At 69.4% G+C, this 22,592-nt stretch carries 24 protein-coding genes, 1 tRNA gene and 1 pseudogene; 16 read left to right on the top strand and 10 right to left on the bottom strand.

Features of this window, described 5'->3' with window-relative positions; genetic code table 11:
• Positions 1-270 precede the first annotated feature (270 nt).
• The 8 genes from ACGFSB_RS25175 (at position 271) to ACGFSB_RS25210 (ending at position 6,821) form a co-directional block, all read left to right on the top strand.
• Positions 271-864 (top strand): hypothetical protein, encoded by a 594-nt coding sequence (locus ACGFSB_RS25175; protein ID WP_393403367.1) that lies wholly within the window; start codon positions 271-273, stop codon positions 862-864.
• A 142-nt stretch (positions 865-1,006) separates the two neighbouring features.
• Positions 1,007-1,810, top strand: a complete 804-nt coding sequence (locus tag ACGFSB_RS25180; protein WP_393403369.1) for a 3-hydroxybutyrate dehydrogenase — start codon at positions 1,007-1,009, stop codon at positions 1,808-1,810.
• An 80-nt stretch (positions 1,811-1,890) separates the two neighbouring features.
• Complete coding sequence (locus ACGFSB_RS25185) at positions 1,891-3,327, top strand: MFS transporter (protein WP_393403372.1); 1,437 nt, start codon at positions 1,891-1,893, stop codon at positions 3,325-3,327.
• Positions 3,328-3,399: 72 nt separating this feature from the next.
• Entirely contained in the window at positions 3,400-5,340 is a 1,941-nt protein-coding gene (locus tag ACGFSB_RS25190; RefSeq protein ID WP_393403375.1) for a helix-turn-helix domain-containing protein, read from the top strand.
• A gap of 89 nt (positions 5,341-5,429) precedes the next feature.
• Positions 5,430-5,570 (top strand): hypothetical protein, encoded by a 141-nt coding sequence (locus ACGFSB_RS25195; protein WP_393403378.1) that lies wholly within the window; start codon positions 5,430-5,432, stop codon positions 5,568-5,570.
• Positions 5,571-5,587: 17 nt separating this feature from the next.
• The gene (locus ACGFSB_RS25200; RefSeq protein WP_393403381.1) at positions 5,588-5,977 is read left to right on the top strand and encodes an ArsR/SmtB family transcription factor; all 390 of its coding nucleotides are present in this window, start codon (positions 5,588-5,590) and stop codon (positions 5,975-5,977) included.
• Positions 5,970-6,632, top strand: a complete 663-nt coding sequence (locus ACGFSB_RS25205) for an SRPBCC family protein (RefSeq protein WP_393403384.1) — start codon at positions 5,970-5,972, stop codon at positions 6,630-6,632. The genes ACGFSB_RS25200 and ACGFSB_RS25205 overlap by 8 nt, the downstream gene beginning before the upstream one ends.
• 116 nt (positions 6,633-6,748) lie before the next feature.
• Positions 6,749-6,821 (top strand) — tRNA-Arg (locus ACGFSB_RS25210).
• Positions 6,822-7,617: 796 nt separating this feature from the next.
• Here the strand turns inward: ACGFSB_RS25210 and ACGFSB_RS25215 are convergent.
• The 4 genes from ACGFSB_RS25215 to ACGFSB_RS25230 form a co-directional block, all read right to left on the bottom strand.
• Complete coding sequence (locus ACGFSB_RS25215; protein WP_393403386.1) at positions 7,618-7,902, bottom strand: DUF6959 family protein; 285 nt, start codon at positions 7,900-7,902, stop codon at positions 7,618-7,620.
• A 191-nt stretch (positions 7,903-8,093) separates the two neighbouring features.
• Entirely contained in the window at positions 8,094-8,783 is a 690-nt protein-coding gene (locus ACGFSB_RS25220) for a WbqC family protein (RefSeq protein WP_393403533.1), read from the bottom strand.
• Positions 8,784-8,829: 46 nt separating this feature from the next.
• A complete protein-coding gene (locus ACGFSB_RS25225; RefSeq protein WP_393403388.1) occupies positions 8,830-9,498 on the bottom strand; it encodes a YdcF family protein in 669 nt (222 codons plus the stop codon).
• A 22-nt stretch (positions 9,499-9,520) separates the two neighbouring features.
• On the bottom strand, positions 9,521-10,618 hold the full coding sequence (locus ACGFSB_RS25230; protein ID WP_393403391.1) for a helix-turn-helix domain-containing protein: 1,098 nt from the start codon (positions 10,616-10,618) through the stop codon (positions 9,521-9,523).
• Positions 10,619-10,773: 155 nt separating this feature from the next.
• Here ACGFSB_RS25230 and ACGFSB_RS25235 point away from each other — a divergent pair, with 155 nt between their 5' ends.
• From ACGFSB_RS25235 to ACGFSB_RS25255, 5 genes and pseudogenes are all read left to right on the top strand, one after another.
• On the top strand, positions 10,774-11,202 hold the full coding sequence (locus ACGFSB_RS25235; RefSeq protein WP_393403394.1) for a hypothetical protein: 429 nt from the start codon (positions 10,774-10,776) through the stop codon (positions 11,200-11,202).
• 8 nt (positions 11,203-11,210) lie between these two features.
• Complete coding sequence (locus ACGFSB_RS25240) at positions 11,211-11,618, top strand: ATP-binding protein (protein ID WP_393403397.1); 408 nt, start codon at positions 11,211-11,213, stop codon at positions 11,616-11,618.
• The gene (locus ACGFSB_RS25245; RefSeq protein WP_393403399.1) at positions 11,615-12,217 is read left to right on the top strand and encodes a hypothetical protein; all 603 of its coding nucleotides are present in this window, start codon (positions 11,615-11,617) and stop codon (positions 12,215-12,217) included. The genes ACGFSB_RS25240 and ACGFSB_RS25245 overlap by 4 nt, the downstream gene beginning before the upstream one ends.
• Positions 12,147-13,284: pseudogene (locus tag ACGFSB_RS25250) on the top strand (adenosylhomocysteinase). Before ACGFSB_RS25245 ends, ACGFSB_RS25250 begins: the two are co-directional and overlap by 71 nt.
• Before the next feature lie 5 nt (positions 13,285-13,289).
• The gene (locus ACGFSB_RS25255) at positions 13,290-13,832 is read left to right on the top strand and encodes an NUDIX hydrolase (protein WP_393403402.1); all 543 of its coding nucleotides are present in this window, start codon (positions 13,290-13,292) and stop codon (positions 13,830-13,832) included.
• A 190-nt stretch (positions 13,833-14,022) separates the two neighbouring features.
• Here ACGFSB_RS25255 and ACGFSB_RS25260 read toward each other — a convergent pair whose 3' ends face one another.
• Positions 14,023-14,631: a LysE family translocator gene (locus tag ACGFSB_RS25260; protein ID WP_393403405.1), complete on the bottom strand. Its 609-nt coding sequence runs from the start codon at positions 14,629-14,631 to the stop codon at positions 14,023-14,025.
• Positions 14,632-14,758: 127 nt separating this feature from the next.
• A complete protein-coding gene (locus tag ACGFSB_RS25265; RefSeq protein ID WP_393403407.1) occupies positions 14,759-15,280 on the bottom strand; it encodes a YbaK/EbsC family protein in 522 nt (173 codons plus the stop codon).
• 101 nt (positions 15,281-15,381) lie between these two features.
• Here ACGFSB_RS25265 and ACGFSB_RS25270 point away from each other — a divergent pair, with 101 nt between their 5' ends.
• Positions 15,382-16,476 (top strand): DUF5937 family protein, encoded by a 1,095-nt coding sequence (locus tag ACGFSB_RS25270; RefSeq protein ID WP_393403536.1) that lies wholly within the window; start codon positions 15,382-15,384, stop codon positions 16,474-16,476.
• Positions 16,477-16,812: 336 nt separating this feature from the next.
• Here the strand turns inward: ACGFSB_RS25270 and ACGFSB_RS25275 are convergent, their stop codons facing one another.
• Positions 16,813-17,217 (bottom strand): MerR family transcriptional regulator, encoded by a 405-nt coding sequence (locus ACGFSB_RS25275; RefSeq protein WP_393403410.1) that lies wholly within the window; start codon positions 17,215-17,217, stop codon positions 16,813-16,815.
• A gap of 85 nt (positions 17,218-17,302) precedes the next feature.
• On the opposite strand from ACGFSB_RS25275, the gene ACGFSB_RS25280 reads away from it, so the two are divergent.
• The gene (locus ACGFSB_RS25280) at positions 17,303-18,229 is read left to right on the top strand and encodes an MBL fold metallo-hydrolase (RefSeq protein ID WP_393403413.1); all 927 of its coding nucleotides are present in this window, start codon (positions 17,303-17,305) and stop codon (positions 18,227-18,229) included.
• A 5-nt stretch (positions 18,230-18,234) separates the two neighbouring features.
• On the opposite strand, the gene ACGFSB_RS25285 is transcribed toward ACGFSB_RS25280, so the two are convergent.
• Positions 18,235-19,044, bottom strand: a complete 810-nt coding sequence (locus ACGFSB_RS25285; RefSeq protein ID WP_393403415.1) for a helix-turn-helix domain-containing protein — start codon at positions 19,042-19,044, stop codon at positions 18,235-18,237.
• Positions 19,045-19,050: 6 nt separating this feature from the next.
• Between ACGFSB_RS25285 and ACGFSB_RS25290 the strand changes: the two genes are divergently transcribed.
• Positions 19,051-19,434 (top strand): hypothetical protein, encoded by a 384-nt coding sequence (locus ACGFSB_RS25290; protein WP_393403417.1) that lies wholly within the window; start codon positions 19,051-19,053, stop codon positions 19,432-19,434.
• 74 nt (positions 19,435-19,508) lie between these two features.
• Here the strand turns inward: ACGFSB_RS25290 and ACGFSB_RS25295 are convergent, their stop codons facing one another.
• Together ACGFSB_RS25295 and ACGFSB_RS25300 are read right to left on the bottom strand one after the other, a co-directional pair.
• Positions 19,509-20,225, bottom strand: coding sequence for a hypothetical protein (locus ACGFSB_RS25295; RefSeq protein ID WP_393403420.1), 717 nt, complete (start codon positions 20,223-20,225; stop codon positions 19,509-19,511).
• 438 nt (positions 20,226-20,663) lie between these two features.
• Positions 20,664-22,535: a protein kinase gene (locus ACGFSB_RS25300; RefSeq protein ID WP_393403422.1), complete on the bottom strand. Its 1,872-nt coding sequence runs from the start codon at positions 22,533-22,535 to the stop codon at positions 20,664-20,666.
• Positions 22,536-22,592: the final 57 nt, after the last annotated feature.

Below are 22,592 nucleotides of genomic sequence, written 5' to 3' on the forward strand. Positions count from 1 at the left end.
TGCGCCTCCTACCGCCCCCGGGCCACCCGGAGGCCTTGCCCGGAGGCCTCTGCCACGCCGGAGGAAGTGCGCTGCCACGCCTCGCTGATCCGCACGCAGATCAGCGATTACAAACCTCTGGTGAAGCCGAACTAATCTGCGGAACATATCCAGTTGGCCTGGAATCCCGTTTGCTTCGTGTGACACGCTCGGTCGCGTTCGTGGACGTACCGAACATGAATTCCCACCTTCCCCGCAATGCAAATCCAGGCCGACAGGAAATCAACTCCCGTGCGCAGAACTACCATTTCCGTGGCGGCCACTGCCGTCGCCGTACTCGCCCTCACCCTGAGCGGCTGCGGCAGCGACAGCGCCGGTGACAAGGGTGGCGACGCGAAGGCGGCAGGCACGTCCGAGCCCGGTGGCTCGGAGAGCGCGAAGCCGTCCACTTCCTCGCCCAAGTCGACGATCACGGCCAGCGCAGGCAAGACACGCGCCGCCACCACGAAGCCCCCCACCTCCACCCCGCGCCCGACCAAGGCGAACCCCTCCCCCGCCCGGACAAGCGCGGCCGCCCAGCCTCCCTCCCCGCGGACGCCCAGCGGCAACAGTGGTGTTCAGGGCACCTGGTACCACATTGCCCGTGGCTCCGCCGACGAGGTTCTGGTGCTGACCGTCAACGGGACTTCCGTCACCATGAAGGCGGGCGAGAAGTCCTGCTCCGGGAGCATCAGCGCCACCATGGCCATGAGCCTCAACTGCGGTGACGGCGACATGACCGCCACGGGAAAGGCCGTGGCCACCGGAAGCGGCACCGCCCAGAAGCTCGCCTGCACCTGGTCGGACGGCAGCACGGACCGCTTCGCCCGCACGAAGCCCGCGTAGCCCTTCCAGAGTCGCCAGCCCCCTAGCCCCTCCCCCAGGGTGCTCATGGGGGAGAGGCTGACCACGCGCACATAAAGCCGCCGCCCGTTATGTGCGTCCCACACATGGGAACGCCGCGCGCGGCGCCCTTACGTTTCCGGCCATGACGAGCAGCGTGAACGGAAGCCGCCCCGCCGGGACAGCCGGGACAGCCGGGACAGGCACCGACCTGACCGGACGTACCGCCATGGTCACCGGAGGCGGCAGCGGCATCGGGCGTGCCTGTGCCGTGGCGCTCGCCGCCGCCGGTGCCTTCGTCCATGTCGTCGACCTGGACGCCGAGTCGGCCAAGGCGGTCGCCACGGCGGTCGGCGGCGAACCTCACGCCGTGGACCTCGCCGACCCCGCCGCGCTCGAATCCCTGCCCACCCGCGCCGACGTCCTCGTCAACAGCGCCGGGCTCCAACACGTCGCCGCCATCGAGGAGTTCCCCCCGGAGCGCTTCGACCTGCTCCAGCGGGTCATGGTCACCGCCCCGTTCCTCCTCCTGCGCAGGACCCTGCCGCACATGTACGCCAACGGCTGGGGCCGCGTCGTGAACATCTCCAGCGTGCACGGCCTGCGGGCCAGCCCCTTCAAGTCCGCCTACGTCGCGGCCAAGCACGCCCTGGAGGGCCTGAGCAAGGTCACCGCCCTGGAGGGCGCCCCGCACGGCGTCACCAGCAACTGCCTCAGCCCCGGCTACACCCGCACCCCCCTCGTCGAGGACCAGATCAGCGCGCAGGCCGCTGCCCATGGAATCGCCCCCGAGCAGGTCCTCACCGACGTACTGCTACGGCGTTCCGCGGCCAAGCGCCTGATCGAGCCCGAGGAGATCGCCGCCGCCGCGCTCTGGCTCTGCGGCCCGCACAGCGGCTTCGTGACCGGCGCCTCGCTCCCCCTGGACGGCGGCTGGACCGCCAGCTGACCCCCGCGTTCCGCCCGCTTGAACCCACCCCGCATCCCGCCCGCTCCACACCACGTCCCCATCGAGAAACGGATCACGCCATGGCAGCCGCGACCCCACCGACCCCACGTCCCCCGGGCAAGGCCCCCGCCAAGCCGGGCATCGCCCGCATCATCAGCGCGAGCCTCATCGGCACCACCGTCGAGTGGTACGACTTCTTCCTCTACGGGTCCGCCGCCGCCCTGGTCTTCAACACCCTCTTCTTCCCCGACAGCGACCCCCTGGTCGGCACCCTCCTCTCCTTCCTCACCTACGCCGTCGGCTTCGCCGCCCGACCCATCGGCGGCGTCGTGTTCGGCCACTTCGGCGACAAGATCGGCCGCAAGAAGCTCCTTGTGCTCAGCCTGATGATGATGGGCGGCGCCACCTTCGCGATGGGCCTGCTGCCCACCCACGCCACCCTCGGCGTCGGCGCCCCGATCCTGCTCACGGTCCTCCGCCTGATCCAGGGCTTCGCGCTCGGCGGCGAGTGGGGCGGCGCCGTCCTGATCGTCTCCGAGCACGGTGACGACAAGAACCGCGGCTTCTGGGCCTCCTGGCCGCAGGCCGGCGCTCCCGGCGGCAACCTCCTGGCCACCGGCGTCCTCGCGCTCCTCGCCGCCGTCCAGTCCGACGAGGCGTTCCTCGCCTGGGGCTGGCGCATCCCGTTCCTGCTCTCCGGGGTGCTCGTGATCATCGGCCTGTGGATACGGATCTCGGTCTCGGAGTCGCCGCTGTTCCTGGAGGCGCAGGCTCGCGCGCAGGCAGCCGAGGCTTCGAGGGAAACCACCAAGGGGGAAACCACCAAGCAGGACGCCCCGGTCATCGAGGTCTTCCGGCACAACTGGCGCGGTGTCCTCACCGCCATCGGCACCCGGCTCGGCGAGAACGTCTCGTACTACATCCTCACGGCCTTCGTCCTCGTCTACGTCACCGTGCACCTAGAACTGCCCAAGAGCACCGCCCTGAACGCCGTACTCATCGGCTCCGCCGTGCACTTCGTGACGATCCCGCTGTGGGGCGCGCTCTCCGACCGCATCGGCCGCAGGCCCGTCACCCTGATCGGGTCGATCGGCATGGCGGCGTGGGCGTTCGCGTTCTTCGCGCTCCTCGACAGCGAGTCCTTCACCGTGATCACCCTCGCGGTCACGGTCGGCCTGCTCTTCCACGGTGCGATGTACGGGCCGCAGGCCGCCTTCATCTCCGAGATGTTCGATACGAAGGTCCGCTACTCCGGAGCCTCGATGGGCTCGCAGCTCGCGTCCATCATCGGCGGTGCGCTCGCCCCGATCATCGCGGTCGAGCTGCTCAAGGACTACGACTCCGCGACGCCGGTGGCGCTGTACGTCTGCGTGACGGTGGTGATCACGACGCTCACCGTCCTGGTGGCGAAGGAGACGCGGGGCCGTTCGCTCGCCCAGGAGCGGCATTCGACTCCCGAGGATTCCGCTCCCGAGGATTCCTCGACCACCACCCCCTCGGCGACAATCTCCTCCTGAACCGCACCACCAGCATGAGCACACGAGCAGTACGAGCAGCACGAGCACCCGCTCCCGGAGGCGACCCGTCCGATGCCAAGCTCCGCAGACGCCACCCACCGGGAGCAGGCGTGTACCGCTGCCGCTCTGCGCGAGCTGCTCGACCTGCTCGCCGAGGACGCGCCCGCCGAACAGTTCGCCGGTCCTGCCGCCGCTGCCCGCGCCGCCGGAGCGACCTCCACCGAGCTCACCGCGGTCGACGAGGCCACGCAGACCGCGCTGCGTGTGCGCCGCACCCTGAACCAGCACCAGCGCCGCGAGGCCGAGCTCACCGCGCTCTTCGACACGGCGGGCGACCTCGCGGCGCTGCGTGACCTGGACGCGGTGCTCCGCGCCATCGTGCACCGGGCCAAGCTGCTCCTGCGTACGGACGTCGCGTACCTCTCCCTCAACGACCCGGCCGCAGGCGACACTTACATGCGCGTCACGGACGGCTCGGTCTCCGCCGCGTTCCAGAATCTGCGCCTGGGCATGGGCGAGGGGCTCGGCGGTCTCGTCGCCCAGACGGCCCGTCCGTACGCCACCGGGGACTACGAGGTGGACCCCCGTTTCCAGCACACCACGCCCATCGACAGCGCCGTACTGGAGGAGGGTCTGCACGCCATCCTCGGCGTACCGCTGCGGCAGGGCACGCACGTCATCGGTGTCCTGTACGCCGCCGACCGCACCGCCCGCGCCTTCACCCCGGACGAGGGCGCGCTGCTCTCCTCGCTCGCCGACCACGCGGCGATCGCCATCGACAGCGCGCGCCGGATGGAGGAGACGAGGGCCGCGCTCGTCGACCTGAACGCGGCATCGCAGACCATCCGCGCGCACAGCGAGGCCATGCTCCGGGCCGAGGACGCGCACGACCGCCTGACCGATCTAGTGCTGCGCGGTGGCGACTTCACCGAGGTCGCCACCGCCATCGGCGCACTCCTTCGCGGCGGCACCCTCATCCACGACGCGGACGGCACCGAACTCGCCCGCGTGGACGCCGCCCCCCGCACACCCCCGGCCAAGGCCGTCGCCGCGTCACGCAGCAGCGGCCGGGCCGTGCCCCTCGACGGCACCTGGGTCTGCGCGGTCCTCGCGGGCCCGGAACTCCTCGGCAGCATCGCCCTCACCGACAGGTCCGACCTGGGCGAGGCCGATCGCCGCCTGTTCGAACGCGCGGGGGTGGTCACCGCACTGCTCCTCCTCCTGCGCCGCTCGGCGGCCGAGGCCGAGGACCGCGTACGCGGCGAACTCCTCGGCGACCTGCTCTCCCTCTCCGGCACCCCGGGCCGCCTCACCGCGCGGGCCCGCCGCCTCGACGTCGATCTGGCGCACCCCCACTCGGTGTTCGTCGCCCACAGCGAGGCGGCATCGCGCCGGCTCCTGCTCTCATCGGCCGCCCGCGCCGCCCGCACCCGCCACGGCCTGTCCGGCCTGCACCACGACCACGTGGTCCTGGTCCTCCCGGCCGACGACACCGGCTCGCGCGCCCGCGCACTCGCCGCCGAGCTCGGCCAGGCCGCGGGCGCCCCGGTCACGGTCGGCGCGGCGGGCCCGGCCACCGGACCCGCCGCCCTCGCCCAGGCCCACGCCGAAGCCTTGCGCTGCCTGTCCGCCCTGCGCGCGCTCGGCCACACCGGCCAGGGCGCGGACCTGCCCGACCTCGGCTTTCTCGGCGTACTCCTGGGCGACGACTCGAGCGACGGCACGAGCGACGGCACGAACCTGGACTCCTACGTACGCCGCACGCTGGGCCCCGTACTCGATTACGACACGAAGCGCGGCACCGAACTCATCCACACCCTGCGGGCCTACTTCGCCTGCGGAATGAGCCAGTCCAAGGCGAAGGACTCGCTCCACGTCCATGTGAACACGGTGGTCCAACGCCTGGACCGGATAGGGCACTTGCTCGGCCCCGACTGGCAGTCCCCGGAACACGCCCTGGAGATCCAGCTCGCCCTGCGCCTGCACGCGTACACCGGGGCGGGGGCGGACTGAGGACTGCTCCGGCAACCAATCCGCCCGGTGGTGGCGACTGCACTGCGCAACGCAGACGCACCCCACTATCGCCAGGGCGGATGAGGCACATGAGAGCAACCCGGCACGATTACGAGCACGCACACGCACCCGCACCCGCACCCGCACCCGCACCCGACCAGGACACCCTCCTCCTGGACACGGCGGCCAAGGACAAGCTGGGCCGGGCGTGTCAGCTCTGGCTTATATAAGCCAGAGCTGACATGCTATGTCGGTGCACGCATTCGATGTGTTGAGCGATCCGGTCCGGCGCCGCATCCTGGAACTGCTGGCGGAGGGCGAGCAGACCTCCGGGGCGGTGACCGCCGCGATCCGGGAGGAGTTCGCGATCTCCCAGCCGGCCGTGTCCATGCATCTGCGGGTCCTGCGCGAGAGCGGGTTCACTACGGTGCGCGCCGAGGGTGCGCGCCGCCTCTACACCGTCGACGCGGCACCGCTGCGCGAGGTGGACGCCTGGCTCGATCACTTCCGCGGCTTCTGGGAGCAGCGCCTTGACGCGCTCGGCACGGAACTCGCCAGGGGCAGGCGGGCCCGGCGGCCGGGCCCACGCACTGCCAGAGAAGAGAACGAGGACAACGAGGAGACCCCCGGTGGCTGACGTCGTCGACCAGATCAATGCCATGCACCGCAAGGTGCGGGACACCGAGACCCCCAAGGGCAAGGGCCGCAGCATCATCATGCGCCGCACCTACGACGCCGCGGTCCACGACGTCTGGGAGGCGTGCACGGACGCGGAGTGCCTAGGCCGCTGGTTCCTGCCTGTCACGGGCGAGATGAAGCTCGGCGGTCACTACCAGCTGGAGGGCAACGCGGGCGGTGAGGTACTGCGCTGCGAGCCGCCCCGGCTGCTGCGGGTCAGCTGGACCTTCGGGGAGCCGAAGGAGGGCGATCTCAGCGAGGTCGAGGTGCGCCTGACGCCAGAGGGCGAGGGCGAGGAGCGCACCCTCTTCGAGCTGGAGCACGTAGCGATCGCCGACGACCCGACGTTCTGGGACACCTACGGTCCCGGCGCCGCCGGTGTCGGCTGGGACCTGGGCCTCGTCAGCCTGGGGATGTACCTCACCGAAGGCGAAGCGTTCGATCGCGAGGCGACCCAGGCGTGGAGCGAGTCCGAGGAGGCGGGCAAGTTCATGGCCGCCAGCAGCGAGGCCTGGGGAAGGGCGAACGCAGCGTACGGCACGCCTGCCGGGACGGCCGCGGCGATGACGTCGGCCACGACGAACTTCTACGTGCCGCCGGCCGCCGAGTCCTGAGCCCTGAGTCATAAGCGCTGAGCCATAATCCCCGCGCCCGACTCCCGGCCCCGCACCGCCGCCCCACCCCGATCCGCTACCCTGTCTGAAACCGCCATCCGTGGCGGTACCGGTCCGCCTTCGTAGCTCAGGGGATAGAGCACCGCTCTCCTAAAGCGGGTGTCGCAGGTTCGAATCCTGCCGGGGGCACAAGATAAAAGGCCACCTACCGATCTTGGTAGGTGGCCTTTGACATCTAGATCTGACATCAACGGGGCTGGCTTCCGAAGCTGAGCATCCGTCTGCCGCACACTCAAAGGTCCAGTTCAGTCGACCTTCTTCCAGGTCTTGCACCCGCTGGACGTGAACGCCTTGTCGCCAGGCTCGATGGTGACGGTAGTGCGCCCTCTGGTGCTCTCATTAGCGATGATGTCGCCCGGTTCGCCGGACGCACTTCTCAATCTTGCCCAGTAGCAGTCCGTGATGAGCCCTCCCTGAGGCCCGTCCGTCCGGTATGTGCCGGGCTCGAGGTCCTTGCCGACTATGTGCGTACCGTCACCAGGCACCTCACCGGAACGCGGGCGCTGGGTGGTTTCGGACTGACCGTCCCGCGAGGCCCCTGTAGCAGTTGATGTCGCTGTGGCGGTCCCCGTCGCCGGAGTGTCTGCGGAGTTGTCGGCTACGACATATCCGGCCACGGCTCCAACTGCCAACCCCGCCACGGCAACCGTCACGTGCGTCAGGACGCCCCTGCTCAGCCTCCACCGCCGGAGTGGAGGAGGGGGGGGCGTCTCCCAGCCCTTCTCGCCGCAGGGGACCTCCCGGAGGCCCTGCTGGATCGTCGGCCTTCATGCCCTCAGCTTGCGCCTGCCCAACACCGTCCGCATCTCGCCCCCCGCGAGAGGAAATCGCCCTGCTCACAGCAAGTGAGCGCGGCCGCAGCACGGCAGACCCGCACGACAACCCCAGGTCAGCGCCCTAACCGTCCCCAGAATGAGGCAGTCCCTTAGTAACCCCTTAGCCGGGTTTGAACGCCCCGTGCATGACGAACGCGACAAGCGTCCCGCCGTGCAGGCTCGGCCCGGACCGCCTCGCCCAAGTTCCCTCCAGCGCACAGCTCGACCACCTCGGCTACATCGGTCTGCAGCGCATGGAGCGAGTCCCCCTGGATCACGACGCCAGGGAAGCGGCGACCAGGCAGGCGTACAACCGCGTCGTTCCCACCGTCGGTGAACAGCTCTACCTCTATCCGCTCCATCGGTGCATTTGACCTGACATCCACAGCGGACATCAACGACCTTGCATAGCCAGAGACTTAGGCACCCTCGACCGGAGCCCGAAGCCCCCAAGAAGCCCGGCACACCCACTGACCATGAGCTCCTAAAGCGAGTGTCGCACGTTCGAATCCTGCCGGGGGCACCGAGAAATACAGGGCCTATGCCGTCCGGCACGGATTGGGCAAACATCACTGCCTCGGTGGTGTCAGGCCGCGAACTCCAGTGCGTCATGGGCGAATGCAAGGGCCCGGAACCGTGCTGCCACAGCGTCCGGGCCCCGGGATGCTATGGCCCACAGGGCGCTGATCCGCCGTCCCGATGCCCACATCCCGGTGGTCGGCGACAGGAACGGGACGACGTCCACGCCCCGCTTGGTGAAGGAGGCGGGGTCGAGGTAGGTCATGCCGCCGGTTCCGCACAGATACGCGCGTGCGCGAGTGGTGGCGGCCAGATCGGCCAGCCGTTCGGATCTGCCTGTGCATGCGGGCAAGGTGCTGCTGGTGAGGATCTGGCCCTGCCAGCCGAGCAAGTCGAGCAACGCGTGGGTGGAGGCGGTGGCGACCGCTGCGGTCCGTCCCGTGTCGAAGGCGTCCCAGACTGGGCGGAGGGCCTGGTCCAGGACGGGCCAGTGGGCGCTGGCCCCGTACTGCTGACGCAGGATCGACGCCGTGCGGCGCCGGATGGCGGCCGGATCGACGATAACGGTGTCCCTGACGAGCGTGGGGCGACCGGACGGCCGGTGAGTGGGGATGGTCAACCAGCGGCACCGGTCGACGTCGTCGAGTGCGGCGAGGCGGGCACGGTGCTGGTAGTCGCGGCGGGTGAACTGGACGTCGTCCAGGACGATCCAGTGGTCCGCCGCGAACAGCTTGGCCAGCGTGGTCAGCCTGGGCAGGAGGTTGGGCTGGTGGATGGCGCACAGGCCACCCGGGGCGGGGAGTTCAGGAAGCGATGAGGCGGCTGGTGAAGCCGTCGCGGATGAGGGATTCGTACGCGGCATGCACGTCCTCCGGGACCTCCTGCTCGATGGCGAACCCGAGCTTCGGATACTCGATCACCCGCTGGAGGTCGCCGACGAGCATGTCCACCACGAGCTTCTCGTCGCCGATGCTCTTCAGGTAGTCGTCGAACTCCAGCGGTTCCGAGGCGCACACGATCTCGACCTCGGGCCACAGCTTGCGGGCGGTCGCGAACGACCGGCGTTCCATATAGGGCTTGGAGATCAGCAGCACCGTGGTCGGGGTGACGCCGGCGGCTGCAAGGACCACCCGGGAGAGCGTGATGTTCTGCCCGGTGTTCGCCGCGTTCGGCTCCAGCAGGATCGCGGAGGCAGGGACGCCGAGGTCGATGGCATGCTCGCGGAAGTGCACCGCCTCGCCGCGCGGGAAGACCCTGGCAGTGGTGGGGCTGTTGCCGCCGGTGAAGACCAGGACGGGGAAGAGGCTCGCGTGGTACAGCTCGGCGGTGCGGGTGGCGACGCCCAGATCGTGACTGCCCAGGCCGATCGCCACGTCGACGGGCCGGGCATCGTGGTGCATCTGGTGGTAGTCCCAGATCAACGTGGCCTGGTGCCACTGGTCTTCGGTGATGGCCTGCTGGTTGTCACTCACGCGTTCGTCTCCCTGGTCACCGTTACCGGGGCCCGGTCGGCCCCTCGCTGCTGGCCTTGACGCTCTCGATACTGCGCAGTTGGTGCACGAGTCCGTACTGCGCGGCCGTCTGTGCGGCCTGGTCGAGGACGCGGAGTCCATCATCCCGGGTCGCGTCGTCGGAGAGCAGGATGTGGCCGTGAGCGGTGTCCAGTCGTACGCGTTGCATCGGTGAGTCGGCGCTCCCGCTGCTGCGGGCGATGTCGATGAAGTGCAGGGCCTGGGTGAGGTCGCCGATGCCGCGGCGGGCGAGGGCGAGCTTCTGGTGGGCCACCGACCAGTCGTCGGGTTCGGTAAGGTCTTCGAATTCGCGGGTCGCGGCCTGCATGACGCGGGTCGCGTAGGCGTGGTTGCCGTCCTTGCTCAGCGCGGTTCCCACCCACAGACGGGCCCTTGCGCGGTCGCGGCGTGAGAGCCGGTCGTCGACGGCGAGGGTCTCGTAGTTGCGGGCGGCTGTCTCCAGTTTGCCGGACATCTCCGCGACGACCGCGAGGGACAGGTCGAGCTGGGCGACACGGCGGGGAATGTCGAGCTGGGCGAAGATCGAGCGAGCGCCCGCGTAGGAGGGATAGGCGGACAGCGGTCCGAGCACGGCACCCTGGTCGCGCTTGAGGTCGCCGAGGAGCGCGGTGGAGCGGGCGTAGAGGTACAAGCCCTTGTCGTCGAGCTCGGCGGCCTTGAAGCGGTTCAGCCATCTGCCCAACAGGCTGTCGGCGAAGGTGAAGTTCTGCCGGGACAGGGCGACGACGGTGCGGTCCAGGTCGTCGGTCCACGACTCGTACTCCCAGGCTCTGGGGCCGGAGGCCGTCACCCGGCGTCCGGCCGCCACCTGCGCGGGGCCGGCCATCTCCGACAGGAGCGTTTCGAACCGCAGGTGCACGGAGGCGTCCGCACGGCCGAGTGCGGTATCGAGGATGGCCTGGGTGTCGGGCCGGGGCTCGGTCGCGGACAGGAGCTTTTCCCACTTGGAGACGGTCGCGACGGCGAGACCGAGACGCTGGGCGAAAGCCCGCACGCTCATGCGCAGGGCCAGCCGCAAGGCTCTGGCTTCCCGGCCGGTCCAGTGGTGCACGGTCGCCACGCGTCGCTCCCTTCCATCGGCCATGGAAGCAGAAGCGTGCTGCCGGTGGGGCGGAAGTAGAGCGCAAGTGGAACAGCCGGTGATTCCCTGCGAGTTGAGCAGCGGCCACGCTCAAGAGGTCACCACTTCGTCGAGCCTCTTGGACGGTCGCAAGCATGGAACCCCTCACGGAGCATCGCCCGGTCAACGGCCCTGTCGTGTACGGCTTTCTGCGGCTGGTGCGGGTTTCAGTCGCCCGGCAGACGGCACTGCGCGGATCGCTGGTGGAGTACTGCCGTTCCCATGAACTGCAGCTCTCCGGCGTCTTCACGGACCGGTGCATGACGACCGATATCGACAGTGTCGCGTTCACGGGGCTGCTGGACGTGCTGGTCCTTCCGGACGTCTACGGCGTCGTCGCCCCGGCCCTCTCCCACCTGGGGCCAAAGCCCATAGCCGCCAAACGCGCACGCCACATCGAGGGGGCCGGAGCCCGTCTGCTGCTGGCTCGGCGACCCCGCACCACGCGTCCGTCCGCTTCCCGTTGCGAGCCCGCTCTCCGCCGCCGCCCGGGTCCCGTCCGTGTCCTGGGCGCCGAGTCATGAGGCATGCGATGTCCGAGTCGATCCAACAGTTCTTCGACGCCCGACCCGAATCAGTCGGCAAGGCAAGGGAGTTCGCCGTCCAGGCGCTGGACGGCTGGGGTCTGCGGGCCCGTGCCGAGGACATTCGACTGTGTGTGTCCGAGCTCGCCACGAATGCCATCGTCCACGGCGCCGCTCCGGGACACGGCTTCCTCGTCCGACTCGACTCCGACGACGACGTCGTACGCCTGGAAGTGCACGACAGCCGTCGCCAGCAGCCTGTCGTGCGTGAGCCGGCCGCAACGGATCTCTCAGGACGGGGCCTCACGCTGGTGGCCGCGCTCTCCGACGGGTGGGGAATGGAGGACCGTGCCCCGGCCGGGAAGATCGTCTGGTCCTGCTTCAAGGCCGCGGGCACGGGAGGGGCGGCAGCATGAGCGCCGTCCTCACCTCATCCAGCCCCGAACTCCGGCTGCTGGTCTCGCTCGCCGCCTGGACCTGGCCCGGCTCCGGACCGGACGGCCGCGAGATCGCCCACATCCTGATCACCCACAGCCCGGCCTTCGTCGTCCCCGGCACGGTCGACATGACCGCGACCCGCATGCGGCGTCTCGCCGACAGCCTCGGCGGGCTGGGAGAGGCCAGGGACCCGATCCCGGATGCCGGCCGGTGTCTGCAGATCGTCGTCGGCCAGGTGCTGCTGCACTTTCCGGGCGCCTCCCGCCGGTTACGGCTGCCGACCCGCCCCGACTGGACGGAACTGGTCGCCCGCACCGGTGAGGCCGTTCTCCTCCTCGGCCTTGATCCGCTGCCGCAGTCGGCCGACGCCGCCCGGTCGACGCTTTCCTGGACACGGCCCTGGTCGCCGATCGGCTGCTGTTCGGCCGCGCCCGTATTCGCTGACCTGCTGCAACTTCCCCGTACGGACCCGCTCCGGATGGGCGGATGGATGAGAGGGAACTGCCATGGAGACCTTCGAACGCGCTCGCCTGGACGCCTACTTCGCCCGGATCGCGGCCCAGTTCACCCCTGCTGAGCACACCGCGTCGTTCCTGATCACGCACCTGCTGGCCGAGCGCCCCGCGTTCGTCCGCGCGGTCGCCACGATGACCCGGCTCACCGCGGTGCTGCCCAAGCCGAAGTCCGTCAACGCCGCCGCCCGCCGCGAGGTCGAGCAGACCCATCCCGTCGACACACTCTCCCGCGAGCAGTTCACCGGCGCCGACTGCGCCCTGGACTACCTCGAATCCCGGGCCGCGGGCGAGACGGTGAGCCTGCTGGACGTAGGCGGCTACTTCGCACCCACGCTCGCCGATGTACACGGCCGCTTCACCGGCCGCCTCGCGGGAGTCGTCGAGGACACCGAGAACGGCCACCGCCGCTACGAGAACCTCGACAAACTGCCCTGCCCCGTCATCTCGGTCGCCCGCTCACCGCTGAAGGACCCCGAGGCCAATAGGAATTAAGAGGGGCCTGGTCGGCCAGTCCGTGGTCTTCTCCGCCGAGGCCGTCATGCGCGACCGCGGCGACATCCTCCACGGCCGCCCCGCCCTCGTGATCGGCTTCGGCAAGCTCGGCAGCTCCATCGCCCGCCTTCTGCACGCCAAGGGGGTCCAGGTCACCGTCTTCGACATCGACCCCGTGCGCCGTACCCAGGCTCTCTCCCAGGGCTTCACCGTCGCCCGCGACCGCGAAGCCGCCCTGACCGGCGCTGGTCTGGTCCTCTGCGCCACCGGTGCCGTCTCCCTGCGTGGCGAGGACTTCAGCCACCTCCGCAACGGCGCCTACGTCGCCACCGTCACCTCCAGCGAGGACGAACTCGACCTCGCCGGGCTCCCCGACGTCTACACCCGTACGCAGGTCGGCGAGCACGTCACCCGGTACCAGACCACCGGCCACTACTTCTATCTGGCGAACGGTGGCAATGCCGTCAACTTCCTCCACGGCGCCAGCGTTGGACCCTTCATCTTCCTGGTCCAGGCCGAGATCCTCGCCGCGATCAGGATGCTCACCTGCGGCGACCTCGCCCCCGGCATCCATGAGGTCCCCGCACCCGACCGCGAAGCCATCGCGGCGACCTGGCTCTCTTACTTCAACAGGTGATCACCATGGCCATCACGGCAGACCACATCCGCACCACCCTGACCGCCTACCTCGACCAGCACCCCGACGACAAAAGCGCCCTCGACGTCGTACGCGGCCTCCTCGACGACGGGGACGACCTCACCCATCGCGCGACCCTGCCCGGCCACACCACCGCCGGGGCGATCCTCGTCGACGCCGACCACCGCGTCCTGCACATCCACCACCTCGCCACCGGAAAGTGGCTCCTGCCGGGTGGCCATCTGGAACCCGCCGACGGCACCCTCCTGCAGGCCGCCGGGCGCGAACTCGCAGAGGAGACCGGCATCCAGCCCCATCTCGTCACTCCGCACGGCGAGACACCGCTCCACATCGACGTGCACCCCATCGACGCCAACTCCGCCAAGAACGAACCCGCCCACCAGCACTTCGACTTCCGCTTCCTCTTCCGCACCACCGCCGTCATCGGCAAGCTCCAGACCGAAGAGGTCTCCGACGCCGCCTGGCGCGACATCACCGAGGTCGCCGACCCCCAGCTCCGGCAGCGCATCTCCGACGCTCTTCGCTGACCCGCACCAAAAGGCCGCCCTCGCGTCCGCACGTTGAGCACACGCGAGGGCAGCCCTCGGCAAAAGAGCGACCTGATGCCTCCGACGAGAAGGAGCGCGCGTCCTTCCTGGCCGCACGCCGAGCGGCGATCGTGGCGGCCGTGCAGCGCTTGTTCCCCGCAGCGGCGGACTAGGGGCGCCCGTAGGCCGGTCAGTGGCGGGTGGCGGCGACGGTGACGCCGAGGCCGATCATCGAAAGGCGGCGGTCCGATCCGGCGAACCATGCACGGGCGGCCGAGGCGCCCAGGCCCCACACGGTGTCGCAGAGCAGTCCGACGGCTGCGGGGACCAGACCCAGAATCATCATCTGAAGCGGGACGCCACCCGCGTCGTCGTTCACGAACTGCGGCAGCACCGCCGCGAAGAAGACCAGGCCCTTGGGGTTGGTGACGCCGACCAGCAGCCCGTCCACGACGGTCCGTAGATCACTCCGCTTCCCGCTCTCCCGGTCCGTAATGTCCGCGCGCAGCTGGTCGCGATGCCGGATCGCCTGGACGCCGAGATAGACGAGGTAGGCGGCGCCGACGAGTTTCACCACGGTGAGCACCTGGGGTGCGCTCTGGACCACAGAGCCCAGGCCGAGGGCCACGATGACGACCAAGGCGTAGCAGCCGAGCAGGTTGCCCAGCACCGTGGCGAGCGCGGTGCGGCGGCCGTGCGCGAGGGCGCGGCCGATGACGAACAGGACGCTCGGCCCAGGGACCGCGATCACCACGAAACACATCGCCGCGAACGCCACAAGGTTCGACGTGGACACCATGAGCGGGTGGCGCCTTTCCAGAGGATGGGATGAGGGCTACGCGGTGAATGCCGTACGGCGTCCGCGCGAGGGCAAGGGGAGCGGGCGGACAGCTTCCGCCCGCCCGCGCCCAAGAGGGTGTCGGGCGTTATCGGCGCAGCTGGGTCACGTGCGCACGCGGGAGCCTGGCGAGCACAGCCGGCTCTACTTGGAGGGTGCGGTCAGCGGATCCAGCACCGCAGAAGACCGGCTGCCCCACCTCGATGACCGCAGTGTCGATCCAGCACGGCACACCGGGCCGGTGGCTGACTGGCGGGATGCCCCCGGGAACCAGTCCCTCCGCGCCGAGCGCCTCGGCATCGGTGGCGCGCAGCTGCGAACGGCTGGCGCCAACGGCGGCCGCGAGGCGCGCGAAGTCGATACGGTCCTCCGCGCGCAGAGCCACGAGCAGAAGCGGGGTGTCCGCGGTGGTGAAGGCAAGCGTCTTGACCGCCTGCGACCAGGGGAAAGGCAGCGCCTGACGCTCGGCGACGCTGTGTGCGGGCGCGTGCTCGTGGACCGTATACGCGCCCCCGTCCGCGTCGAGCACGGACCGCCAAGCAGCCTCGCCCGTGCTCGTACGGAACCCGCCGCCTTCGTCAGGCGAGAGGTCTTGACGATCGATGTCCATCGGGCTGCCCAAGGTTCGGTGGCGGAGGGGTCTGCTCGTGAGCCTGAAGGACCCGGCGAGATCTGATCAACTGATTGTGAAATCCTGCAATCGTGATCACGATGCGCTTCGGCGACAGCGCCGAGGAAGACCTCGCCTTCTCCGTCTCCCCGCTGCTCGAAGCGGCCCACTCCTGGCACGTACTCACCGACCCCGGACATCACGCCCTGCACGTGCCATGGGTGCGGCGCTGCCGCCGCCTGCCCGCCGCGGTACGCCGCCAACTCCGCGAGCACAGTTTCGTCGTCGCCGACTACATCCCAGCCTTCTTCGAGAGCGGGGCAGGCGACCTGGAGGCGGACTTCGCCGGACAGATCACGGCGGTGCGGGCGCTGCCGCCCGAACAGCTGGCCGCCGAGCTCGCCCAGACCCTCGTCGACACCACCCGCTACGACGGGCCCGCGCTGGTCGAGGACGCCGCCACCCGGGACGCCGCCCTCACCGAACTTCGGCAGTCGGACCCCGAGCAGGCCACGCGGCTCGGCGCCATCCTCACCGACCCGCTCCCGGCTCTGGACGGCGTGCTCACCACGCTGGAGGACTACTGGGACGTGGCCTTCGCCGACGAATGGGAACGCATCGAACCCGCCCTGTACCAGGCGATCACGGCGGCAGGCCAACGCATCGCCCACCAAGGCGTCTTCCCCATGCTCCGCACCCTGGTCCCGCAGATCCGCATCGACCCCGCCCAGCGCACGCTGCGCCTGGACCGCCCGCACGACCACGACATCACCGTCACCCGCGTCCGCCCCGTCACGCTCACCGCCAGCCACTACGTCTGGCCCCACGTACGCGTCACCTGCGACGCCCCCTGGCCTCTTCGCATCACCTACCCCGCACTCCCCCTCACGCCAGCCGCCGCACCCCGCCCCACCAGCCAGGCCGACCTCCTCACCGCACTCCGCGCGTTGGCCGCCGCCCCGCGCCTGCAGATCATCACCCACCTCGCCGCACAGAACCGCAGTACCCAGGAACTGGCCACTCTCCTCGGCCTGTCCCCCTCGGTGGTCTCCCGCCACCTCAAGGAGCTGACTCAGGCAGGGCTGACCACCACCCGCCGGGACGGCTACTACGTCCTCTACTCCCTCGACCACACCCGCCTCGACCAGATCTCGGCAGCCCTCACCGGACTTACCGCCCCGCCCCCATCCCTGTGATGCAGGCGGGTCGCGCCCACTCGGGGCAAAGAGGTCAGCCACCACCACGAACCACAATTGACTGACAACCCGTCAGGAAGTTGCCCTGGCAGAACGCGTCCAGCACACATGGGGCCGGGAAACCCCGCGAACACGTGAGAACCACAGAGGGGAGTTTTCCGGGCCAGGTCTGCCGCGGCCGACGTTTGCGCAGGTCACGGCCTTGATCAGGGAAAACTCCTAAAGCGCGTGTCGCAGGTTCGAGTCCTTTCGGCAACCCCCAACGACTCCACAGACGCGAAGAAGCGCGAGTTCACCACGGCCGTGCCGCATGCACGCGTCCTCACGCTGAATCAATCACTGGGCGATCGCTGACCGCGCGCCCCGCTCCACCAGGGCGGAGCACTCCGGGCAGTCGGAGATGACCGGGTGTACGCAGCGCACCAGGTGGGCCAGGAAGCGGTCAGCCAGTTCGAGGTTCGCGATGTGTTCGGCGATCCGGGTGCGCTTCGCGTTGACCAGGCCGATGCGGTCGGACCGTTCTCCCGCGGCGAGTTCACCGATCTCGGCGAGTGAGAGACCGGCCCGCTGGCCGATCTGGATGAGGTGGGCCTGGCCGATGCTCTGGCTGTCGTAGACGCGATGCCCTGAGGGAAGCCGGTGTGGGGTGAGCACTCCGATGTCCTCCCAGTGTCGGAGGACATGGGTGGCCACCCCGAGCAGGGCGGCCGCATCGCCGATCTTCAACTCCGCTGCGGACATCGCGCTCCTTTACTTCAGGTCGACCTGAAGTTATACCGTCCGGCCATCGAACGCACCACCCGAACGCGAGAGGGACGACGTAGCCGTGTCTGACGCCGTGAAATCACCGACGCTGGCCGCATGTTGCGGCGCCGTCGCAAGCCTGGCAACGGGTCTTGTCCGTCCCCGACGCCCCGACCAGCGGTTTCTGCGCGGCTTGACCGACGCGGGGCTGCCGGACACGGCGGTGTCGGTCACCGTGTCCGCGCTGCGACAGGTGCCACGTTCCGTGCCCACCGCCCTGATCGTGGAGGGGCTGCGGCAGCCGCGGCGTATCGAGAATTCGCTGCTGTCGTTCGTGATCACCCACCCGGAAGCGACGTTCATCGTGGACCCGAGTGTCTGCCTGGATGTCGGCAGTCGCGCGGTTGCCGACTTGCCGGCGTTCCTACGGGTCGCGGTGCGTCCCCCGGCCGACACCGTCGCCACCGTCACCGCGCTGCGTGAGCGGCCGGGTTCCGGTGGTCTGGATTTCGCGCTGCCGACGCACACTCATTGGGACCATGTGTGCGGGCTCCTCGATCTTCCCGAACTGCCGGTACATCTGCACGGCCGCGAACATGACTGGGTCATGCAAGGCTCGATCGCACCCGTGGGTGGCGTCCGCGAGGCCCTGCGCGGCCGGGGCATTGTCCGGTACGAACTGGACGGCCCGCCGGTCCTCACGTTCGCCGCCAGCCACGACCTCTTCGGCGACGGTTCCGTCGTACTCGTCGACCTCGCAGGACACACCCCTGGCAGCGTCGGAGTTCTGGCGCACACGGCAACGGGCTGGGTGCTGCTCGCAGGCGACGCTGCCTGGCACACCGCCCAGATCGACCTCATCCGGCAAAAGGCCGGATTCCCCGGTGAGTTGGCCGACGATGACCGGCACGAGACCTTTCTGACGCTGCACCGCCTGCACGCCGTCAAGGACCGAGTCACGATCATCCCTACGCACGACCACCACGCGGCCCAGCAGCTGCCGACCTGACCTGATCACTTGAAGGAGGCGGGCGTACGCCCGATGAAGTCCCGCGCAGTGCGGGTGAGATGGGCCTGGTCGGCGAAGCCTGCGGTGGCCGCGGCCAGGGCGGCAGTCGAATTCGACAGGTCGGCGATCGCGGCGCGGAGCCGGCCCCATCGGCGCAAGCGAGTGAGCGCGATGCCCACGTCCTGCCGGACCAGGGCGCGCAGCCGAGGGGCCGACAGGCCGATCTCGTTGGCGATGGTGGAGATGGAGGAGGGGATGGAGGAGGAGGGGATGGAGGAGGTGGAGGAGGAGGTGGAGGAGGAGGCAATGGCTTCGGTGGGCGGGGCCGGGGCGTGCCGCGTGCACAGGTCTACAGCGTGGGCGACTCTCGGATCGAGCGGGGCAGGGCACCCGGCGAGTGTCCGCAGCTCGGCGTATCCGGCGGCCAGGTCCGCGTCGGTGCCGGGGCCGTCGACATCGGTGGTGCCGAGCGCGGCGAGCAAACGGCGGACCTCGCCTGCATCGAGCGGTATCGACCCTGGGCAGGACGGCAGCAGCCAGGGGTCGATGAACAGGGCGGTGTAGGGCGAGGTCACCGCGCAGGTGTGGGCAAGCTGGGGCGGAACGATCAGGCCGGGCGCCGTCACCATGGGCCTTCCCGGCTGGCGGAGTTGGGCGCAGCCGCCGATCGGCAGCACGGCTTTCCACGCGGGCAGCCGGTGTTGTGCGACGCGGAGCGGGTGGGACTCGGCGAACATCGTCGCTTCGGGGCCGGAGGCGAAGACGATGCGGCGATCGTTTTGTTCAAGTGCCCAGGCACGAGGTGAACGGATCATCGTGCCATGCACGCTATCGCTATCGCCATCGCTGCCGTCGCCTTGGCAATGTTCCTGGTCGTCACGGGGGTCATGCATTTCCTGGCGCCTGGTTACTTCCACATGCTTATACCCCCATGGCTCCGCCGGGGGCGGCTCCTCGTGGCCGTCAGTGGGGCGGCGGAGGTCGTGGTGGGTTCGCTGGTCCTTGTTCCGTGCAGCAGGCAAGTCGGGAGCTGGGCCGCCGCCGTCCTGATCACCTGTTACCTGGTGTCCCACGTGGACGCACTGCGCCGCGCGCGGCCGGACCGGCCCCGGCTCCTTGACCGGCCGGCCGGTGCGGTGGCCCGGCTGGTGGTGAACGTCCTGTACATCGCCTGGGCGGTCGCAGTGGCCAGATCCGCGACCTGACGCGACCTGACGCCGGTGCGCGGCGACCCGTTGTCCTAGGTGGTGCCGAAGCCGCCCGCGGCGGTACCTCGTGCTCAGGCGCGGATGCGGACTCCATGGCGGGTACGCATCCGGTGCAGTTCCCACAGGGCCACCGCGGTGACCGACACCGGGCCGCCGAGGACCGAGCACCACTGAGCGGCCGGGGGCCCGTGCGGCAGTCCGCCGTCGAGCGCGACGCTGAAGAGCGTCAGCTCCCAGACGAGTACGACGGTGAGCGCGGCCGGGAGCGCGGCGTGCACATGGGATGTGTTGAAGGCATAGCGGGCGGCGTAGGCGGAGGCGAAGAAGAGGAAGGGCAGGAGCCAGACGATGCCGATGAGCAGGGCGAGCGCCACCAGGCCGTTCACCATCGTGCCGTAGTTCTGCTTCAGGAGAACCGCGCTGCCTGCCAGTACGAGGCCCACGCCCACCAGGATGCCGACGTACCAGCCCACGGCCTTGAGCGGCGCGCGCAGTCGGGAGCGGAGCACGCGTCGCTGTGCGGCGGGCGCGTAGCGGATGAAGCCGAGGACGACCAGCGGGCCGGTGAAGATGAGCAGCAGCGGGGCCATGAGCACCTTCACCACGCCGTCGTTGGCGGCGCCGCTCCAGCCCTCGTCCGCGCCGTAGACGTAGATCAGGAGGAGGGTCGCGACCCCGCCGAGGATCGCTCGCCACAGCTGTACCCGCGTCACGAGCCGGTCCTCGACACGGCCTGCGCCAGGCTGGTTGAAGATCGCCTCTGCGCGGCGGCGGGCGGAACGGATCACCGGGATGACCGGCGAGACGAGGAAGAGCGCGCAGCCGTAGCGCTGCCGTCGGACCGGCTGAGGCCTGTACGGCTGGGGTTGGGGCTGAGGGTAAGGGTTCGGGTTCAGATGTGGGTTCAGATGTGGGTTGGGGTGTGGGTACGGACTTGGTGGTGGCGGGCCGTACGGGTCCGGGGCACCGCCACCCGGTGGCTGGCCGTTTCCCGGCCCCCAGCCCTGATATCCCCCGTGTGCCACGGTTCCCCCTCGCCTCCTGCGCCACTTCTGAGCGCGCGCAGTTTACTGGCTGGAACTGGACGGCGTCACCGGTGCCGAGATGCCGAGACAGGCCCCTCTCCCAAAGCCAGGTGGCGATTCTCCCCAAGCCAGGTGGCGATGGCTCAGCGTCTGCCCCGTCACGCGGGCGGAGGCGGCGCTATGCCGTCAGCGGGAGCGGCGCTATGCCGACATCCCCGCATCGCTCGTTCCACCGTCATTTTTTTTCCACGATGGGCTCTCGAACGACTCCAACGCTTCCAACACGTCCTGGACCCGCGAGACTTCGGCATTCACATCCTCCCTCTTCCGCAGCACGATCTCGAGCTCGCGCCTGCCCTCCTCGAGCGTGCGCTCGGCCTCGCGGGTCGCCTCCGCCTTGACCTCCCCGGCCTCCCTGATCATCGCTGACCTCTTCTGTTCGGCTTCCTTCAGGAGCCCCTCGGCCTTCCTTACGGCGCTGATACGCACCTTCCCAGCCTCGGAGCTGGCTTCCGAGACGATGTCCCGGGAAGTCGCCCTCGCTTCCGCCAGCTGCTCTTCGGCGGCCTTGACGAGTGCGTCGCAGCGTTCGCCCGCCGTCTTCATCGCATCGGCGGCCTCGCGGCGGGCCCGCTCATGCAGTTCCTCGATCTCCGACTCGACGCGATCGCGCATCGCCACGGCACGCTCCCGGATCGCGGCGGCTTCCTTACGTTCGCCGGCGACCCTCTCGGCATCCTCGCGGGAACGGTCCAGGGTTTCCTCGGCCAGCGTGCGCAGCCTCGTCGCCCGCTCGATGGCCTCCTCACGGACCCTCTCGCTGTCCGTCGTGGCGGCCTGGCGCAACTCGTCGGCGTCCGCCTTGGCCTTCGCCAGCAGCTCCTCGGCGGACTTGGCCGCCTCCTCGATCTGCTGGACGGCCTCGCGCCTGGCCTCACCACGGATGCGCTCGCCCTGGGCGACCGCGTCGGCGCTCGGTTGCCCGGCCTCGGGGTGCGGCCGGTCCGCCTCGGCCCCGGCGATGATCTTCTGGGCCTCGGCATGTGCCCGGTGCAGCAGATACTCGGATTCGCCACGGCTTCGGTCGGCTTCCTCGCGTACGGACGCGCTGTGCCGTTCCGTCGACACCCAGATCTGCCACGCCCTCTCCAGGACTCGCCCGGCGAGTGGATCGATAAGCCCCAACTGGGTTACGTCCAGAGGATTTTCCTCAGGCAGAGTGACCACGTGATCGACCAGCAGCGTGCTCAGGGTGGCGTACACGGTGGCAGCGTCCGCCGGGCGGTCCTCCGGCCGTTTGGCGAGCAGGCTCATGATGAGGTCGCTCAGTGAGCGAGGGAGGCCCGGGGTCCGGTCGCTCGGCGCCACCGGTGTCTTGTCCACCTGCATCCGGAGAACCGCCAGTGGACTGGTGGCGGTGAAGGGCGGCTCGCCGGTCACCGCGTGGTAGAGAAGGCAGCCCAGAGAGTAGAGGTCGCTGCGGTGACCCACCTCCCGGTCGCCCTCGGCCTGTTCCGGAGACATGTACGGCGGAGAGCCCATCAGGGCACCAGTGGCGGTGAGTTCATGGATGGTCAGCGTGTCACCGATGAACTTGGCGACCCCGAAGTCGAGGACCTTGATCGTGCCTTCGGGGGTGAGCAGGACATTGGCAGGCTTGATGTCCCGGTGGATCACACCTCGGCTGTGCGCGACATGGAGTGCCTGGGCGATCTGCCTGGCCCACCCGACGGCAGTCGGCCAAGGGGGCCGCTCGGACTCCTGGAGCTTCCGACGGAGGGAGACACCCGGAACGAGTTCCATCACGACATAAAGTGTCCGGCGCCCGCCGACCAGTTCCTCACCGTGGTCGTGAACCGTGACGATGTTCTGGTGGGAGAGTCGCCCCGCCAGATGCACTTCGCGTTGGAATCTGGCTTGTGTATCACCCTCTTCCACACGCAACGCCTGGACGAGTTTGACCGCCACGTCCCGCCGCATCCGCGCGTCCTTGGCTGACCACACCTCACCCATCGCGCCCGAGCCAAGACGCTCGCTGATACGAAACCGCTCGGCAAGCAGTACGCCCCGCACCCATTCCCTCCATCACCGGGACCGGGCCGCCGTGGTGCGACAGCCTGTCCAGGAACC

Source organism: Streptomyces sp. NPDC048441 (assembly GCF_043200235.1).
GTDB lineage: Bacteria > Actinomycetota > Actinomycetes > Streptomycetales > Streptomycetaceae > Streptomyces.

Bases quoted from the DNA above. Each gene is read 5' to 3' on its own strand.
- ACGFSB_RS25245 (WP_393403399.1), top strand. From the start codon at position 11,615: ATGAGCGCCGTCCTCACCTCATCCAGCCCCGAACTCCGGCTGCTGGTC.
- ACGFSB_RS25290 (WP_393403417.1), top strand. From the start codon at position 19,051: ATGCACGCTATCGCTATCGCCATCGCTGCCGTCGCCTTGGCAATGTTC.
- ACGFSB_RS25200 (WP_393403381.1), top strand. From the start codon at position 5,588: ATGTCGGTGCACGCATTCGATGTGTTGAGCGATCCGGTCCGGCGCCGC.
- ACGFSB_RS25260 (WP_393403405.1), bottom strand. From the start codon at position 14,631: ATGGTGTCCACGTCGAACCTTGTGGCGTTCGCGGCGATGTGTTTCGTG.
- ACGFSB_RS25180 (WP_393403369.1), top strand. From the start codon at position 1,007: ATGACGAGCAGCGTGAACGGAAGCCGCCCCGCCGGGACAGCCGGGACA.
- ACGFSB_RS25240 (WP_393403397.1), top strand. From the start codon at position 11,211: ATGTCCGAGTCGATCCAACAGTTCTTCGACGCCCGACCCGAATCAGTC.
- ACGFSB_RS25235 (WP_393403394.1), top strand. From the start codon at position 10,774: ATGGAACCCCTCACGGAGCATCGCCCGGTCAACGGCCCTGTCGTGTAC.
- ACGFSB_RS25285 (WP_393403415.1), bottom strand. From the start codon at position 19,044: ATGATCCGTTCACCTCGTGCCTGGGCACTTGAACAAAACGATCGCCGC.
- ACGFSB_RS25190 (WP_393403375.1), top strand. From the start codon at position 3,400: ATGCCAAGCTCCGCAGACGCCACCCACCGGGAGCAGGCGTGTACCGCT.
- ACGFSB_RS25265 (WP_393403407.1), bottom strand. From the start codon at position 15,280: ATGGACATCGATCGTCAAGACCTCTCGCCTGACGAAGGCGGCGGGTTC.
- ACGFSB_RS25275 (WP_393403410.1), bottom strand. From the start codon at position 17,217: ATGTCCGCAGCGGAGTTGAAGATCGGCGATGCGGCCGCCCTGCTCGGG.
- ACGFSB_RS25215 (WP_393403386.1), bottom strand. From the start codon at position 7,902: ATGTCCGCTGTGGATGTCAGGTCAAATGCACCGATGGAGCGGATAGAG.
- ACGFSB_RS25185 (WP_393403372.1), top strand. From the start codon at position 1,891: ATGGCAGCCGCGACCCCACCGACCCCACGTCCCCCGGGCAAGGCCCCC.
- ACGFSB_RS25195 (WP_393403378.1), top strand. From the start codon at position 5,430: ATGAGAGCAACCCGGCACGATTACGAGCACGCACACGCACCCGCACCC.
- ACGFSB_RS25270 (WP_393403536.1), top strand. From the start codon at position 15,382: ATGCGCTTCGGCGACAGCGCCGAGGAAGACCTCGCCTTCTCCGTCTCC.
- ACGFSB_RS25255 (WP_393403402.1), top strand. From the start codon at position 13,290: ATGGCCATCACGGCAGACCACATCCGCACCACCCTGACCGCCTACCTC.